Raw genomic sequence first — 16,237 nt, 5'->3', positions numbered from 1 at the left:
TTGGCTAAGCGCCTCGCACGATGTCCGCCCATTCCGCTTCGTCGATCACGCGGATGCCGAGTTCGGCGGCTTTCTTCAGCTTCGATCCGGCGCCGGGGCCGGCGACGATCAGGTCGGTCTTGGCGCTGACCGATCCGGCTGCCTTTGCGCCCAGCGCTTCAGCCTGCGCCTTGGCTTCGTCGCGGCTCATGGTTTCGAGTTTGCCGGTGAAGACGATGGTCTGGCCCGAAACGCTGCTTTCGCGGACATCCACGACATAAGGCGGGGGGGAGACTTCGCTGAGCAGGTCGTCCCAGACGTCGCGGTTGTGCGCTTCGTGGAAGAAGTCGCCCAGCGCCTCGATGACTGCGGGGCCGACGCCGTCGATACCGGTGAGGTCGGCCAAGGCATCGGCGTCCCCTGCCCGCGCCTTGTCTGATGTTTCGCGCAGAGTGGGTAAGGTGCCGAACGCTTTCATGAGATCGCGGGCGGTCACCGCGCCGATATGGCGGATGCCGAGGGCGAAGAGCAGGCGGGCAGCATCGGGGGCGCGGCGGTCCTCGATAGCGGCGAGGAGATTGTCGACCGACTTTTCCTTCCACCCTTCGCGGGCCAGAAGATCGGCGCGGTGGCTTTTCAGGCGGAAGATATCGGCGGGGCTTTCCAGCCAGCCGAGGTCGAAAAATTCGCGGATCGTCTTCTCGCCGAGGCCATCGATGTCGAGCGCCACGCGGGAGACGAAATGCCGTAGCCGCTCGATCCTTTGCGCGGGGCAGATGAGGCCGCCGGTGCAGCGGACGTCGACCTCGCCCTCCGCCGCGACGGCTTCGGAACCGCAAGCGGGGCAGTGATCGGGAAAGACGTAGGGCGCGCGTTCGGCGTCGCGGGTCAGGTTTTCGACGACCTGCGGGATGACGTCGCCTGCGCGTTGCACGACCACGCGGTCGCCGGGGCGCACGCCGAGCCGGGCGATCTCGTCGCGATTGTGGAGCGTGACGTTGGAGACGACGACGCCGCCGACCGTTACAGGGGTGAGCCGCCCGACCGGCGTCAGCTTGCCTGTGCGACCGACTTGGATGTCGATGGCGACGAGGTCCGTCTGTGCCCGTTCGGCGGGGAATTTGTGGGCGATGGCCCAGCGGGGGGCCTTTGCGACGAAGCCGAGGCGATCCTGCCAGTCGAGGCGATCGACTTTGTAGACGACGCCGTCGATGTCGTAGGGGAGATCGGCGCGCAAGGCTTCGATTGCGCGATACTGGGTGAGCAGGTCAGCGACGCTATCGAGTTGCCGCAGATGTTCGGACAGGGGGAAGCCCCAGCGGCCGATGGCCTGCATCACACCCATCTGCGTGTCGGCGGGTAGCGCGGAACAAGCGCCCCAACCATGCGCGAGGAAGCATAGCGGGCGGCTGGCGGTGACGCTGGCGTCCTTCTGGCGCAGCGATCCGGCGGCGGCGTTGCGCGGGTTGGCGAACTGGCGGACGGTTTCGGGATCGAAGACTTCGCCGCGCGTTTCTGCCGAGGCCTGCGCCTGTGCCATCAGGCGGGCGTTGAGCGCCACGAAATCGGCCTTCGCCATGTAGACTTCGCCGCGTATCTCGAACAGGTCGGGGGCGTCGTCGGGGAGCGTCTGGGGGATGTCGGCGATGTGGCGGACATTGGCGGTAACGTCCTCCCCCACCTGTCCGTCGCCGCGCGTTGCCGCCTGTTTGAGAGCGCGATTTTCATAGCGGATGGAGAGGGACAGGCCGTCGATCTTGTCCTCCGCCGTCATCGCCACCGGCGCATCATGGGGCAGCGCAAGATAGCGCCGGACCCGCGCGACGAACTCCTCCACCTCCACATCGGCAAAGGCGTTGTCGAGGCTCATCATCCGCTTTTCGTGGGTGACCTTGGCGAGCGGCGAGGCCTCTACCGACGCGCCGACTTGGCGGTTGGGGCTGTCGGCGCGGACCAGATGCGGGAACTGCGCCTCCAGCGCGTTGTTATCCCGCACCAGCGCGTCATAGTCAGCGTCGCTGATCTCGGGCGCGTCCTCGGCGTGATAGCGGGCGTTGTGATGGGCGATGAGTTTCGCGAGCCGCATGAGGCGGTTCGCAGCTTCGGCTTCGGTCACTTCTGCCACGATTCCCAAAGTCCCAAGATAAGCAAGCCTCCGAACACGCTGATTCCACCGAGTAAAGAGCAAATCAATACCGGCATCATCGGCTTCCCTCGCTGACGACCTGCGAACGCTACAGGTAGTCCAATCAAAAATGCCGTAACTAAAGAACCCACAAAAAGTGATAACCAAGTGAGCGCCATTAAACCCCCTCCAGCAACCGTCCCGCCTGCGCACGAGCCTCGACGGTAATCTCCGCCCCCGACAACATCCGCGCGATTTCTTCGCGGCGTTCGGTGGGGTCTAGGGGGCGGACGCCGGTGCGGGTTACGGTGCCTTCGCTCGATTTGGCGATGAGCATGTGGGCGGCGCCGCGCGCGGCGACTTGCGGGGAGTGGGTGACGACAAGGAGCTGACTGCCCTGCGCCAGCCGCGCGAGGCGGTCGCCGATGGCGCTGGCGACGGCGCCGCCGACGCCCCGGTCGATTTCGTCGAAGATCATCGTGTCGGCTCCGCCCTCCTGCGCCAGCGCGACCTTGAGCGCGAGGATGAAGCGGGAGAGTTCGCCGCCCGATGCGATCTTGACCAGCGGGGCGAAGGGCGCGCCGGGGTTGGTGGAGATTTCAAACTCGACGCGATCCGCGCCCTGTGGCCCCCATTGCGCGTCGTCGAGCGGCGCGACGGCAGTGCGGAAGCGGGCGGCGTCCAGTTTGAGCGGCGCGAGTTCTGACGCGACGGCTGTGTCCAGCCGCTTGGCTGCCGCCATACGTTGCGCAGTGAGCGTTTGGGCGGCTTGGGCGTAAGCCTGTGCTTTCGTTTTCAGGTCCGCTTCCAGAGAGGCGAGGCCTTCTTCGCCTGCGTCGATGCGTTGCAGCTTGCTTTCCATTTCCGCCTGAAACGCGGCGAGATCGTCGGGCTGTACCTGATGTTTGCGGGCCAGTGCGCGCATTTCGAACAGGCGGGTTTCGATGCTGTCGAGGCGGGCGGGATCGAAGCTGAGGGCTTCGTTGGCAGCGGTGAGGTGATCTTCCGCTTCGCTGGCTTCGATGACGGCGCGGTCGAGTGCGGCAAGGGCTTCGGCCAGCATCGGATGTTCGACGGCGATTCGGTCTAGGCGGCGCGCGGCTTGGCGCAAGCGGGCGAGGCCGCCTTCGGAACCGTCGAGGAACTCGGCCACAGCGACCAGATCTTCGGTCAGGCGCGCGCCCTTTTGCATCGTAGCGCGGTCTTCGGCGAGGGTGGCTTCCTCGCCGGGTTCAGGCGCGAAGGTGGTGAGTTCAGCAACGGCATGTTCGAGATAGTCGCGATCGCGCGCGGCGCTTTCCACGTCGGCGCGGGCTTGTGCCAGTGCGGTTTCGGCAGCCCGCCATGCACCGTGCGCCGTGGACACGGCCCCGGTGTCGCAGCGACCGAAGGCATCGAGCAGCGCCCTGTGGCCGCGCGGATTGAGCAGGCCGCGATCATCATGCTGGCCGTGGATTTCGACCAGCGATGCGCCGACTTCGCGCAGCAGCGCTGCCGAGCACGGCTGGTCGTTGATGAAAGCGCGGCTGCCGCCATCGGCCTTCAGCGTGCGACGAATGATGATCGGTTCGCCCGGTTCGATATCAAGGTCGTTTTGCGCCAGTGCCGCGCGGATCGGGTGATCGGCATCGGGTTCGTCGAAGGTCGCGGTGACGCTGGCCTGTGCCTCCCCCTGCCGTACCAGTCCGCTATCCGCGCGCGCGCCCAGCGCCAGCCCCAGCGAATCGAGGAGGATCGATTTGCCTGCTCCCGTTTCGCCCGTCAGCACGCCCAGCCCCGGCCCGAAAGCCAGATCGAGCGCTTCGATCAGTACGACATTGCGGATGGACAGGTTGGTCAGCACGTTACGGCTTTAGCCCCTTAGATACGAAAGGGGAACAGGACGCGCATCACGCCTTGGGCGGATGCTCCTGCATGAGCTTGTACGAGCGCTCATACCATTTGGACCCCGGATAGTTAGCGCCAAGCACGGCGGCTGCCTTCTTCGCTTCTTCGGGCAGACCGAGCGACAAATAGCTTTCGACGAGGCGTTCGAGCGCTTCAGGGGTGTGCGTCGTCGTCTGATATTCGTCGACGACCTGACGGAAGCGCAGGGTCGCGGCGAGCCACTGGCCACGGCGCTGATGGAAGCGGCCGATTTCCATTTCCTTGCCGGCGAGATGGTCGTTGACCAGATCAACCTTCAACCGTGCATCGGCGGCGTAGCGCGTGCCGGGGTAGCGGCGGATCAGTTCGCCAAGCGAATCGAGCGCCTGCTTGGTGATTTTCTGATCGCGGGTGACGTCAGCGATCTGTTCGTAATAGCACAGCGCAATCAGATAGTAGGCGTAGGGCGCATCCTTGTTACCCGGATGGATCGACAGGAACCGCTGCGCACCCTGAATCGCTTCGTTGTAATCGGTGTTCATGTAATAGCTGAACGCCGCCATGAGCTGCGCGCGGCGCGCCCAGGGGGAATAAGGATGCTGCCGCTCGACTTCGTCGAACAGCGCCGCCGCGATCTTGAACTGGCCGCGATCCAACCGGTACTTGCCCGCATTATACAGCGTCGACACGTCGCGCGCGACGTAGAGCGTATCGGCCTTGTTCTTGGACGTGGAACAGGCGCCGAGCGTGGCAACAGCGGCAATCGCCAGCGCGAACTTTATCGAATGTTTGTGCATAGGCGTCGGGTCATAGCGGAGGAGCGCCGCGTCGCCAAGCGGCAGATTGCGAGGATGCGACAAGACAGCCGAATGTCCGTGTGCCTATGCCGATGCCGGAATAGCCAGCAGGGCGCGCGTCCCGCCATTTTCACCCGGTGCGATGCGGAAGGTGCCCCCAAGTTGCTGCGCCAATGTGACGGCGATACGCAGGCCGAGGCTGCCGCTATTCTCCAGCTTGAAATTTTCCGGCAGACCGCATCCGTCGTCCACGATCTCCATATCCAGCCCGTGGCCGCCACGAATGCCGATGCGGATACTGCCGCCCGAACCATCGGCAAAGCCGTGTTCCAGCGCATTGGCAATCGTTTCCGTCAGGATGAGCGCGAAGGGAATCGCGGCATCGGGATCGATAGTGGCATTTTCGTCGATCACCATCTCGACACGCACGTCGGTACGACCGTTTGCGTCGAGGATATCTTCGGCAAGCGTTTCAACAAACGACCGGATGGACAGCAACTGGCCGTTGGGATCGTACAGAGAGCGGCTGATCTTGCCGATCAACGCCAGACGCCGCGATGCCTCGTCCAGTGCCTTACGAGCATCGGGGTCACTGATGTCACGGCGTTGCAGCGCCATAAGCGCAGCGGCAACCTGAAGATTGTTCGATATCCGATGCTGCAGTTCGCGAAACAGCATTTCGCGGTTTTCGGCCATCGATGCGCTTCGTTCACGTTCGATAGCCAGCTTGCGATTGGACGATTGCATCCAGAGAATGAGGACAATGTCCACCACCACTACGACCAGATAGAAGAGCAGTGCGACCAAAGCCCCCGAGTTAAAAGCAAAAGAATTGCGGGGAGTGATGAAAAAATACCAGGCCAGGAGCCAGCATATCAGGCAAGCAACAATCGCAGGACCACGACCGAACAGAAACGCGGCAATGACGACGGCTGGAAAGAAACTGACATAGGGGTACCCATTGCCCAGGGCAGGGTCCGCAAACATGCGCACGGCCCACGCCAAAGCGCACAAACCGAGCGTTGCCGCATAGGCCAGCAATGGATGCAGGTTGGCGATCGGTAATCGCTCAATAAGCCGCTCATTGTATCGTTGCATGATGCCTTTTGCGTTTTACGCTGATGAGCCCTTTAGCAGATCGTTACACCGTCGCACTAACATCGATCAAGATATGCGCAATTCAGGCAGGACGTTCGCTCACCAGCGCGCGGACCAATGGCTGCATCTTATCGTCGAACTTGGCGAGCATGACATGTTCGTCCGCCGTATCGAAATGACTGACGAGTCCGTAGGGAGTCCAGCGATGCAGCGCGAAGGCTGGCGGATCGGCGATGATCATCGGGCGGTTGTCCGGCTTTTCCGGGTCGATCGGCCTTAAATCCAGCGACACTTGCGGCGCAGTGGACGGGCAGATGGCAATGGTGGTGCCTTTCCACGGGGCAACGATGGCGCGGTGGAGATGGCCGCAGATCAACGCCTGTATCTGGTCATGTCCGGCAATGGTGGCGGCAAAGCGCGCGACCCACGGTTCCTCAGGGTCGGTGTTCATCCATTCGATGCCCACCTCTACAGGAGGATGGTGCATCACGATGATCGTGGGCGTATCGCGATCTTCGGCCAGTCGTGCGCCGAGCCACGCGGCCCGCGCTTCACAGAACGCGCCGCCGTGGCGATCCGGCTCCAGCGTGTCGATGACGATCAGGCGTAGCCCCTCAAGAGGGACGACATATTGCACGAAGCCATCGACGACGGGAATGTGCGGGAACAAGGTAGCGAAATTGGCGCGGTCGTCATGATTGCCCATGCAGGGGTAGACGGGAAATGGGCAGATGCTGAGTGCGTTGGCCAGGCGGCGATAGCTGTCGATGTCACCCCGATCCACAAGATCGCCGGTGGCCAGCAGCATGTCCGGGCGATTGGGACCGTCCATCAAGTGATTGAGCACTTGGTCCAGCCGCTTGCGGTTGAACTCGGCCGGATTGTCCGGCTCAAAGCCCAGATGAATGTCCGTGATCTGTGCGATCAGCATCGGACGAGCGCCCCTCTCTGGTTTTACCGGTTTCGTTTCGTATTGCTCGATAACCCACCCGTTGATGCTTTCGATGCCGTGGCACCGGAAAGCGCGATGACCTTTGCAACCGTTTTGTCCTGAATGCTGTTGGCCGGCACCCAAGGTGCACCATCCCCGATGTGATAACTGTGACATAAAGCACAGCCTGACGGGACATCGACTTTTGCCTTCTCTCCGCCATGGCATTGGCGGCAGTTGGCGATGCCGGGGAGCAGCAGGTCGCTCGCTTGCTTCGATTTGGGTGCCGCGTGGCAGCTTTCGCAGGTTTCGGTCTTGTGCGCGGCGTGGTCGAACCAGCCGTTCATCATGTAGCGCATCGGCTGATTCACAGGTGTGACGTACCAACTGGCGTTGCCGCCCGCACCCGGAGGCGTGATGACGTGACAGTCGTAGCAGGCACCACCCTTTGAGAAGACGGCGCGGATCGCCGCTTCCGCATTGCCGGGCCGGGCCGAGGCGGCCTGAACATAGGCGGCATTCACCTTGGTTGCGGCATAGTCGCCCGGAAGGCGACGGGCCATGCCGCCCAGTGCGATCGGACGCGCAGGGCCGGTCGAGCGGTAATAAGCACGCAGATCGGCGATGACCTGTGCCGGCTGTCCGTGACGCAAGGTGCGAACCGTGCCGCCCACGCTTTCAAAGCCCAGGCTGTGGCAGGACTGGCAATCGGTTTCCATGTCGACCGGCAGGAACCGGACGCCGTCCGCCGTCGGGCGATGGCAGTCGGCGCAGGCAAGCGCATCGCCATAGCCTTCTTGCGCTTTCAACGTCCGCGCCATGCGCGCAACGCCGCCGCTCTTGCTCAGGTGCATATCGTGCGGGAATTTGAGGCCGCTATTGTCCGTCGGCTTCTTATCGAGCGAAATCCGGTCGAAGCGCGGATATTTCATGCCGATGCCCGCAGGGGCGACCATGACCGCGGGTTCGAACTGCGGATGGCTGGTGCTGAAGTCACCGGCATTGCCGAGCTTCGTGTCCTTCAGCCGCTGGTCCATGGTCCCGTGGCAGTCGGTGCAGAATTGCTGTGCAGTCTGCTGCATCGGCGCAGCGCCTTCATGTTCGCTGTGGCAATCGACGCAGGAGCCGGCGGGCGGCTTGCCGAAAGCCGATGCAACGCTGGCGAGGAAGCGACCGCCCAGCCCCGGTGTTTCGCGCGCCATGGCGATGCGCGCAGCGGGGGCGTGTTCGTGCACGTCCTTGGGATTGTGGCAGGTCTGGCAAGCGGTGTCCTGCACCGCGACGAAGGCCTTGACGTGGCAGCTTTCGCATTTGCCTTCGAGCGCGTGATGCGCTTTGCTGAGCGGGCCGGGAGACCATGCGGCATCGCCAGTGACGGTGTCGCCTTGCGTAAGGCTCGCCTTCTGCATTTGCGCCTGCCGCTCGTTCTTCACCGCGTAGATATTGCGCGTGTCTGGCGCGGGGCGCGTAGCGTAGCTGATGATCGGGATCGCCAGAAAACCGATGAGTATCGACAGCGCAAAGGCCCATGCCATCGCCCGCCGACCGGGCAATAAGCCGATGAGCGAAAACACCCGCGCTTCGTCTTTTTCCTCCGACGCATCGGACAGGGCATCGACGCGCTGGACCGCGAGGATGATCTGATCGTCCTCGCCATGCGATACGGTGATGCGGTGCGCGCCGAAGCGCAGTTCCGCGCCTTTGACGGCGTCGATGTCGACGCGCGTGACGGTGCGACCGTCAACGTCGAAGCCCAAGGTCCCGGTGGCGCGGACGATAACCCGACGCGCGTCGACCTGTTCGATGCGGGCATGGTCGGGCGTAACCGCCAGATCCTGAAGGTGAATGTCGCTGCCGGCGGCGCGGCCGATGGATATCTGCGGCTTGGGCAGCACGGCATCGCGGACGATTTCGCGTCCGGTGGCAGTGTAGCTGATCTGGCGGATGAGAAATGTCATGCAATCACCAGTAGAAAAAGACGCTGACGATGTGGGCCGTCAAAGCTGCCAGGAGGGCGAAGGTGGCGGGCACATGGACGTACAGCCAGATTTCGAGAAGCGCACGCAGCCGCAGATGCTTGCGCAGGCGCGCGAGCATTGCCTGCTTGCGTTCCAGCAGCGCATCGACCCGTTCGAGTGGATCGTCGCCGGTATCGGGCCGCGACCCGGTCCATTGGCGCAGCGCCGCCTGCGCGCGGGCGGTGGCGCAGTTGGGGTAATTTCCGGTAAGCCGACGCCAGAGTCCGCCGCTGAAGGGGTCTTGATCCAGCGACCATTGCACCGCTTCGGCTTGTTCGTGCGGCAACGGCTGTGCAGCGTCATGCAGTTGCCGGTCGATGGCGCGGAGCGCGTCGAGCATCTGGCCCTGCGTCATTTCATCGCGATTGTCGCTGAGCGCGGCGGGGATACCCGCATACATGGCGACACCGAACATGCCCGAGACGATCACCAGCACCATCAGCGCCCAGGCAAGCGTGTGGACGTTCCAGCCAAGTTGAAAGCCGGTGTGCATCGTGCCGATGACGATCAGGCTGAGCCCCAGATAGACATGCGCGGAGGTCCATGCCTTGAGCGACCAGCGCCCGGTAGTCATCGCCCGCTTGCGCATGCCGAGCGCGGTCAGCCAGAGGATCAGGAGAACGCCGATGGTGCCGAGCGTATAGCCATACCAGCTTCCGCCATTATGCCGCGGCGTGATGTCGATCATCAGATAGCTGGCGATGACGACAAGGCACAAAGCCGTCGCGATCTTGAGCCAGCGGAATCCCGCATGGGTAAGGAACCCGTCATGACGGGTTTCGCCCTTTACGCGGCGGGACGTCGTCGCACGTGTGGCCATATCAGCGATTGTCCCCGGTGATCCGTTCAAGGCGCGCGACGCTCAGGAAATCTTCCGGTGAGACGCGGATTGCAGCGCCCGTGGGGCAGGCGCGGACGCAGGCTGGGCCGCCGTCGATCCCCGAGCACATGTCGCACTTGATTGCCTTCTTCGGCTTTTCGACGCCCGGGTCGGCATTTTTGTAGCGCCACTTTTTCGATGGTTCCCCCGGCCCCGGTCCTGCGCCGAACAGCATCCAGCTTAGCAGTCCCGGCTTCTTCGGCGGCACGCTGTCCATGCGGATGACGCCATAGGGGCAGTTGCGCTGACAATTGCCGCAGCCGATGCAGGTATCGTCGATGAACACTTCGCCGTCGGGCCCGCGATGAATGGCATTAGGCGGGCAATCCGCCATGCAGTGCGGATGTTCGCAATGGCGGCAGCTCGTGGGCACATGCAGATGCGCGTAGGTCTTGCCCGCTTCGCGATCCAGCCGCGAGAGGCCTTCATGGCTGTCGGCACACGCCTTTTCGCAATTGTCGCAGCCGACGCACAGATGCTCGTCGATCAGCAGCACGTCGGTCGCTTCGCCGATGCCGTTATCGACCAGGAATTTGGCGGTCTGCGAATACATGTCGACGACGGTCGAAAAGCTGTCCTTGCGGCTTTCGACGAAGGCGTTGATGTCCTGCCGCGCGGCCATGTCGCGGCGGGCGCGCTCCAGCAGTGCGGGCTTGGCCTCCATCAGTGCACGGAAGGCTTCGCCTTTCAGGCGGATGACTTCGGATTTGATCGTGGCTTTGACGCTGGCGGTGCGGCGTCCGCCCGATATCAGCGCCATTTCGCCGACATAGCTGCCTGCGGGCAAGTAAGACAGGAACACCGGCTTGCCGCCGACGACCTTCTCGACAATCATCGACCCGACGCGGATGACGAAGATGTCGTCGCCTTCCTCACCTTCGCGGATGATGAAGTCGCCTGCCTTCACCGTCATGATTTCGGCGGTGTCGAGCACTTCGGTCAGGTCCGCCGGGGTCAATCCCGCGCCGAACATCTGGAGCAGTTGCCGCTCGGTCGAAATGCGGGTGACGGCGCGCTTGGCCGCCGGGACCGACGACATGAGTTTGAGCGCGGCGGTGCGCGAGACCTCGACCATGATAGAATCTTCGCCTGCGCGGACGGTCGCGCCACGGCGGCGACCGGAAATGAGGCCGACTTCGCCGAAGATCGATCCCTGTTCGATCGGTACGCTTATGGATGGCGCTTCCGACCGGATCTCGACCAAAGCCGATCCCTGCGCGACGGCGAACAGCGAGGAACCCGGATCGTTCTTTTCGAAGATCACTTCACCCTTGCGATAGGCGCGCGCTTCGCTGTCGAGCATGAATTCGCGCATCTGGAGCGGCGACATGCCTTCGAGAATCGAGACGTTGGTACGCAGCACCTCCAGCCATTCGTCGACGCTCTTCTTGCCCGGCAGATCCTTGAACTTGGCGGCGAGAATCGGTTCGTCGGCGGGTTTGAGCGAGGTGTTGCCGTTGATGAACTCGACCACGTCGTGGCCCTGATTCATGCAATGCTTGATCAGCGGATAGCCCGCGAGTGCACCGATGACGAAGATGCCGGGCGCCGTCGTTTCGAACACCGGCGAGAGCTTGGGGAAAGCCAGACGGTCGCCGCTGGTAAATTCGATGCCGCATTCTTCGACGAAACCGCGCGGCGGGGCGGAGCCCATGCGGGCGATGATGCGGTCGCAGGGCAAGCGGACTTCGCCATCGCGGGTATCGACGGTGATGAAGCCGGTTTCGACCTTCGACGTCGTGCTTTCGACGAGCAGGCTGACGCGGCCGGCGGCGCTTGCCGCCATCAGAGCCTGAACATTCGCGCCCTTGGCGGTCGAAAATTCCGCACCGCGATTGATGAGGCTGACGATGTTCCCCTGCGCTTCGTCGGCGGCGAGCCCGAGCGCGTTTTCAATGCCGGCGTCGCCGCCGCCGATGACGAAGATATGCTCGTCATTATATTCGGCAGGATCGTCGAGCTGATATTGCACATGGGGCAGATCGCCGCCAGGGCAGCGCATCAGATTTGGGTTGCCCTGCGTCCCTATGGCCAGAATCACGGCGTCGGCGATGATCTCGGTGCCGTTCGTCAGCGTGATCTTGTACGGCGGGGCATGACGCTGCTTCTCGCGCGTTTCGCTGGTGCCGTCGCGATTGCGGATGACCGTTTTCTGGATGCTGCCGGGGATAGGATCGCCGGTGCCCTCGATGGCCTTCACTTCGCTTTTATAGGCGACGTTGATGCCCTGCCCTGCGGCCTGTTCGTTCCACGTGCCGAGGATCTTTTCGCGCTTGCCAGCGTCAAAATCGAAGTCGGAACGCAGCACGAGCTGGCTGGGCGTCGCCATGACATGCTTGCCCTTCTGATACTTGTAGATCGTATCGGAAAGGTGATCGGTCTTTTCGAGAAGAACGTGAGACAGGCCAAGCCCAGCGGCGCGCGCAGCCGCACTCAGGCCCGCTGGACCAGAACCTACAATAGCGATGCGCACGCGGTCACCCACAGCTTTCCCCCATGAATCTGTCAGACGCTCCGACCTATCCCCCGGCCGGTTGCGCGTCGTACGGGTGCGAACCGTGGCGGCACTCTACCATTTCCACCGCTTCGCGCTAGACTGCAGTTACAAGTTAGAGAGGATTTCGATGACGGAGGGGACAAAAGCACCGGGCAGGACAGGCCGGATGCTACTGATCGGGGCAGCGGGCATCGCGATATTGTCCGTGGCTTATGCTGTTACGCGCGAATCGGACGCGCCATCGGCTCCTGCCCCGGCCACCGGTCCGGCTGCCATGAAGGGTGCCGCGCCCGATCCTGCAGCGGTCATTCAGGAGCTGCAGAACCGCGTCGGCGCGAATCCCAACGATGCCGAAGGGTGGCAGATGCTGGGCTGGGCCTATTTCGAAGCGAACCGCTATGCCGATTCGGTGCGGGCGTACAAGCGCGCGACGGCGCTGGTGCCGGGCAATGCGACGTTCTGGTCCTCGCTCGGCGAAGCGCTGGTGATGGGCAGCGCGGATAACCCGATGCCTGACGATGCTGCAAAAGCATTCGAAAAGGCGATCGGCATTGATGCGAAGGAACCGCGCGCGCGCTATTTCCTTGCCGTGCGCAAGGATCTGAAAGGCGATCATGACGGTGCGATTGCCGATTGGCTGGCGCTGCTGAAGGATACGCCGAGCGGTGCGCCGTGGGAGCAGGATTTGCGGCGAACCATTGAACAGGTGGCGCGCATTCATAAGGTCGACGTGGCCGCGCGACTGGCGGCGATCAAGCCCGCGGCGCCGCATCCGGCGCTAGGCTCGGTGGCGACGGCAGCGATCCCCGGCCCGACGCGCGATCAGATGCAGGCAGCATCCGCCCTGCCCAAGGGTCAGCAGGACCAGATGATCGAAGGCATGATCAGCAGCCTGGAAGGCAAGTTGAAAGCCAATCCCGCCTATGTCGACGGCTGGATCATGCTGATCCGCAGCCGCATGACGTTGGGGCAGACGGCGCAGGCAAACGCCGCGATGAAGAATGCCGTGGCGGCGAACCCGACACAGGCAAAACGGATCAGGGACGAAGCGAACCTGTTGAGCGTGCCGGGGGTCTAGGCGTCCAGCGACGCCGTCATCTTGAAGATACCCTGCGCATTGCTGCTGTCGAATTTGAGATCGAGGCGACCGCTTACGGGGTCCACGGCGCGGTCGATAAATTCGTAGAAGGAGCCGGGGACAGTGAGTGTGACTTGCGTTCCGTTGTCATCGACGAAGGGGCGTTCGACCCAGTCGGCGCGATAGGCGGTCTGGCGGACGCGGCCGCTGCCGGAGACTTCGACGCGGTCCTTCATGGCGCGACCGGCGGCGCGCTGCGCATCGGCGACCGCTTCGACGTCAGTGACGCGGTCGGTGCCGTGGTTGAAGGCATTGCCTTCGGTGGCGATCCATGCGGCTTCGGCGCTGGAGCCTTTCAGGGTTTCGTAATCGCGGACGAAAGGCACGTCGTGATGCCGGTCGAACGCCGCGACGATAGCGGGCATGGCGGCGAGTGCCTGTGCGAGCGACACCTGCCCTTGCGCGGCGAATGCGGCGAGGGCGGCGTTGGCGCTATCGTCGAGGGCGTCGCGGGTCGTGGCGAAGATGCGCGTTGCGGCGGCGGCGAAGTCTGCGTCGAAGCGGTCGACATGCAGTTCGCTGACGAAGAATTGCGCGATGCTGTCGGGGAAATCGTCATGGCACCAGGCAAAGCCGGTCATCCGCAGACGGTCGAGCGGGTAGATGTCCGCGCGGCTATACCCCAGAGGTTGCAGGATGCGGGCGAACGCCGCCGCACCAGCCGGGATCGCGCCGGTGGCTGCGCCATCGGGCAGGACGACCGTGCGCAGCGCGCCGTGATCGAGCATGATCGGACGACCCGCGGCCCGGCAATCGACTGCATAAGCGGCGGCCGTCGGTACGCGGGCCAGCAGCCCCCAGTGCAGCGCGACCGTCATGGCGAGTGCGAACTCGGCGCGAGTGACGGTATCGGGGCCGCTGTCGGGGATGTCGGTCGGAACGACCAGATCGGCAATGGCGCGGGATGCGTCCTGCCCCAAAGCGGCAGCGACGAGAGCGGTGAGTTTGTCCGGTGCGATAGTCATGTGACATAGATAGCGTCTGGAACGGCTGTACACCAGTATAACTAGGCGAAGGGCGGACGAGGCGCTACGCTGGGCAGATGCAAGCTCCTTCCGATGCCATTCCTGTTCCCGATGCTCTTGCTTATGCGCGACGCCTGATCGGGAGCGATCCCACGCGGGCGCTGGCGCAAGTTCGTGAGGTGATTTCGGTAACGCCGCATGTGGGGGAAGCGCATCGGCTGGCGGCGCTGGTGCTGCGGCGGCTGGGGCGAGTTGCCGAAGCGGAGGACGCGGACCTTGAGGCAGTGCGGATGGCGGTGCACGATCCGGACATGCTGACGGCGGCGCAGGCGATGCTGGCCAACGAGCTGCACATTGCCGAGCCGATATTGAAAGGACGATTGAAAGCCGAACCGACCGATTGCGCCGCCATACGCATGCTGGCGGAACTGGCCGCGCGGATCGGGCGGTTGCCGGATGCGGAACATCTGTTGCGGCGGGTGCTGGAACTGACGCCCGGTTTCGGGGCGGCGCGGGCCAATCTGGCGACGGTGCTGTACAAGCAGAACCGCTTTGCCGATGCGGTTGCCGAACTCGACAATGTGCTGACCGACGACCCTGACAATGCCGCGCACAGCAACTTGAAAGCCGCTGCATTGGGGCGGATCGGCGGCTATGACGAAGCTATCGCGCTGTATGAGGAACTGACGCAGCGCTTTCCCGATCATGCCAAGTTGCACATGAGCCATGGGCATATGCTGAAAACCGTGGGGCGGCAGGAGGACAGCATTGCGGCCTATCGCGCCGCGCTGGCGGTGCAGCCGGGACTGGGCGAAGTGTGGTGGAGCCTTGCGAACCTGAAGACTGTGCGGTTCGATGAAACGGATGTGGCGGCGATGGAAGCGGCGCTGGGCGATCCGGCAATTTCGGTCGAGGATCGCTTCCACCTACATTTCGCGCTGGGCAAGGCGGCGGAGGATGCGAAGGACTGGGCCGCGTCTTTCGGGCATTATGCGCAAGGCAATGCGCAACGGAAGGCGCAGATCGATTACGATGCCGATGACATAAGTCGACACGTAAAACATGTTATCGATAGCTTCACGCCCGAATTTCTGGCGGCGCGGGCGGGCGTGGGGCATGATGCACCGGACGCTATCTTCATTCTGGGGATGCCGCGCGCAGGCTCTACGCTGATCGAGCAGATATTGGCGTCGCATTCGATGGTCGAAGGGACGATGGAGCTTCCCGATATTCCTTCCATCGCGATGCGTGAGGGGCGGGACCATGGCGATGTACCGGGAAGCTGGGTCGCGGCGGTGCGCGATATGCCTGCGGAAAGACTCGCGGAGCTGGGCGCGGAATATCTGGCGCGCACGCGGGTTCAGCGGAAGAGCGACAAGCCGTTCTTCGTCGATAAGCTGCCGAACAACTGGCTCTATAGCGGGCTGATCCACCTGATCCTGCCGAATGCGAAAATCATCGATGCGCGGCGGCATCCGATGGATTGCTGTTTCTCCAACTTCAAACAGCATTTCGCGCAGGGGCAGGCGTTCAGCTATGCGCTGGACGATGTGGGGCGCTATTATGCCGATTATGTGCGGTTGATGCAGCATATCGACACGGTGCTGCCGGGGCGTGTGCATCGGGTTATTCATGAAGCGCTGGTGGCCGATCCCGAAGCGGAAGTACGCCGCCTGCTGGATTATCTTGGTCTGCCGTTCGAGGAAGGATGCCTTCGCTTCCACGAAAATGCACGGGCGGTGCGAACGGCGAGCAGCGAACAGGTGCGTCGGCCCATCAATCGCGACGGTATGGACCGGTGGCGGCATTATGCGCCATGGCTGGGGCCGCTGGAAACTGCGCTGGGCGATGTGCTGACGGCCTATCCACAGGTGCCGCCGCTGCGCTGATCGTGTCGATCCTGCAACAGTAGGATAAATTCGTCTGCCGCTGTTATACGTTTG

The 16,237-nt window shown here is 63.2% G+C and carries 11 protein-coding genes; 2 read left to right on the top strand and 9 right to left on the bottom strand.

What is annotated here, in order from left to right:
* Positions 1-4 precede the first annotated feature (4 nt).
* The 8 genes from ligA to QMG56_RS04600 form a co-directional block, all read right to left on the bottom strand.
* A complete protein-coding gene (gene ligA, locus QMG56_RS04635) occupies positions 5-2,065 on the bottom strand; it encodes an NAD-dependent DNA ligase LigA (RefSeq protein ID WP_375713641.1) in 2,061 nt (686 codons plus the stop codon).
* 217 nt (positions 2,066-2,282) lie between these two features.
* Positions 2,283-3,947 (bottom strand): DNA repair protein RecN, encoded by a 1,665-nt coding sequence (gene recN, locus QMG56_RS04630; RefSeq protein ID WP_281821421.1) that lies wholly within the window; start codon positions 3,945-3,947, stop codon positions 2,283-2,285.
* A 46-nt stretch (positions 3,948-3,993) separates the two neighbouring features.
* Positions 3,994-4,767, bottom strand: a complete 774-nt coding sequence (locus tag QMG56_RS04625) for an outer membrane protein assembly factor BamD (protein WP_230187242.1) — start codon at positions 4,765-4,767, stop codon at positions 3,994-3,996.
* Positions 4,768-4,851: 84 nt separating this feature from the next.
* Positions 4,852-5,865 (bottom strand): sensor histidine kinase, encoded by a 1,014-nt coding sequence (locus QMG56_RS04620; RefSeq protein WP_230186713.1) that lies wholly within the window; start codon positions 5,863-5,865, stop codon positions 4,852-4,854.
* 82 nt (positions 5,866-5,947) lie between these two features.
* Positions 5,948-6,796 (bottom strand): phosphodiesterase, encoded by an 849-nt coding sequence (locus tag QMG56_RS04615; RefSeq protein WP_281821420.1) that lies wholly within the window; start codon positions 6,794-6,796, stop codon positions 5,948-5,950.
* Positions 6,797-6,819: 23 nt separating this feature from the next.
* Complete coding sequence (locus QMG56_RS04610) at positions 6,820-8,754, bottom strand: cytochrome c3 family protein (RefSeq protein ID WP_281821419.1); 1,935 nt, start codon at positions 8,752-8,754, stop codon at positions 6,820-6,822.
* A gap of 4 nt (positions 8,755-8,758) precedes the next feature.
* Positions 8,759-9,634: a hypothetical protein gene (locus tag QMG56_RS04605; protein WP_281821418.1), complete on the bottom strand. Its 876-nt coding sequence runs from the start codon at positions 9,632-9,634 to the stop codon at positions 8,759-8,761.
* 1 nt (position 9,635) lies between these two features.
* Positions 9,636-12,167, bottom strand: coding sequence for a cyclic nucleotide-binding domain-containing protein (locus QMG56_RS04600; RefSeq protein ID WP_281821417.1), 2,532 nt, complete (start codon positions 12,165-12,167; stop codon positions 9,636-9,638).
* A gap of 151 nt (positions 12,168-12,318) precedes the next feature.
* Here QMG56_RS04600 and QMG56_RS04595 point away from each other — a divergent pair, with 151 nt between their 5' ends.
* Positions 12,319-13,269 (top strand): tetratricopeptide repeat protein, encoded by a 951-nt coding sequence (locus QMG56_RS04595; RefSeq protein WP_281821416.1) that lies wholly within the window; start codon positions 12,319-12,321, stop codon positions 13,267-13,269.
* On the opposite strand, the gene QMG56_RS04590 is transcribed toward QMG56_RS04595, so the two are convergent.
* Positions 13,266-14,294, bottom strand: coding sequence for a 2-oxoadipate dioxygenase/decarboxylase family protein (locus QMG56_RS04590; protein WP_281821415.1), 1,029 nt, complete (start codon positions 14,292-14,294; stop codon positions 13,266-13,268). The genes QMG56_RS04595 and QMG56_RS04590 overlap by 4 nt on opposite strands.
* Before the next feature lie 77 nt (positions 14,295-14,371).
* On the opposite strand from QMG56_RS04590, the gene QMG56_RS04585 reads away from it, so the two are divergent.
* Positions 14,372-16,183 carry a tetratricopeptide repeat-containing sulfotransferase family protein gene (locus QMG56_RS04585; protein ID WP_281821414.1) on the top strand — a complete coding sequence of 604 codons (1,812 nt, stop codon included), beginning with the start codon at positions 14,372-14,374 and terminating at the stop codon, positions 16,181-16,183.
* Positions 16,184-16,237 lie beyond the last annotated feature (54 nt).

It is taken from the genome of Sphingobium sp. BS19 (genome assembly GCF_027925545.1).
In the GTDB taxonomy this organism is placed as follows: Bacteria; Pseudomonadota; Alphaproteobacteria; order Sphingomonadales; family Sphingomonadaceae; genus Sphingobium.
The sequence above is the reverse complement of the archived record's forward strand: the minus strand, read 5'-3'. Positions and strand labels throughout refer to the sequence as shown.

Excerpts from the sequence above, each read along its gene's own strand:
- ligA (WP_375713641.1), bottom strand. The coding sequence starts at position 2,065 with ATGCGGCTCGCGAAACTCATCGCCCATCACAACGCCCGCTATCACGCC.
- QMG56_RS04605 (WP_281821418.1), bottom strand. The coding sequence starts at position 9,634 with ATGGCCACACGTGCGACGACGTCCCGCCGCGTAAAGGGCGAAACCCGT.
- QMG56_RS04620 (WP_230186713.1), bottom strand. The coding sequence starts at position 5,865 with ATGCAACGATACAATGAGCGGCTTATTGAGCGATTACCGATCGCCAAC.
- QMG56_RS04595 (WP_281821416.1), top strand. The coding sequence starts at position 12,319 with ATGACGGAGGGGACAAAAGCACCGGGCAGGACAGGCCGGATGCTACTG.
- QMG56_RS04625 (WP_230187242.1), bottom strand. The coding sequence starts at position 4,767 with ATGCACAAACATTCGATAAAGTTCGCGCTGGCGATTGCCGCTGTTGCC.
- QMG56_RS04615 (WP_281821420.1), bottom strand. The coding sequence starts at position 6,796 with ATGCTGATCGCACAGATCACGGACATTCATCTGGGCTTTGAGCCGGAC.
- QMG56_RS04590 (WP_281821415.1), bottom strand. The coding sequence starts at position 14,294 with ATGACTATCGCACCGGACAAACTCACCGCTCTCGTCGCTGCCGCTTTG.
- QMG56_RS04585 (WP_281821414.1), top strand. The coding sequence starts at position 14,372 with ATGCAAGCTCCTTCCGATGCCATTCCTGTTCCCGATGCTCTTGCTTAT.
- QMG56_RS04610 (WP_281821419.1), bottom strand. The coding sequence starts at position 8,754 with ATGACATTTCTCATCCGCCAGATCAGCTACACTGCCACCGGACGCGAA.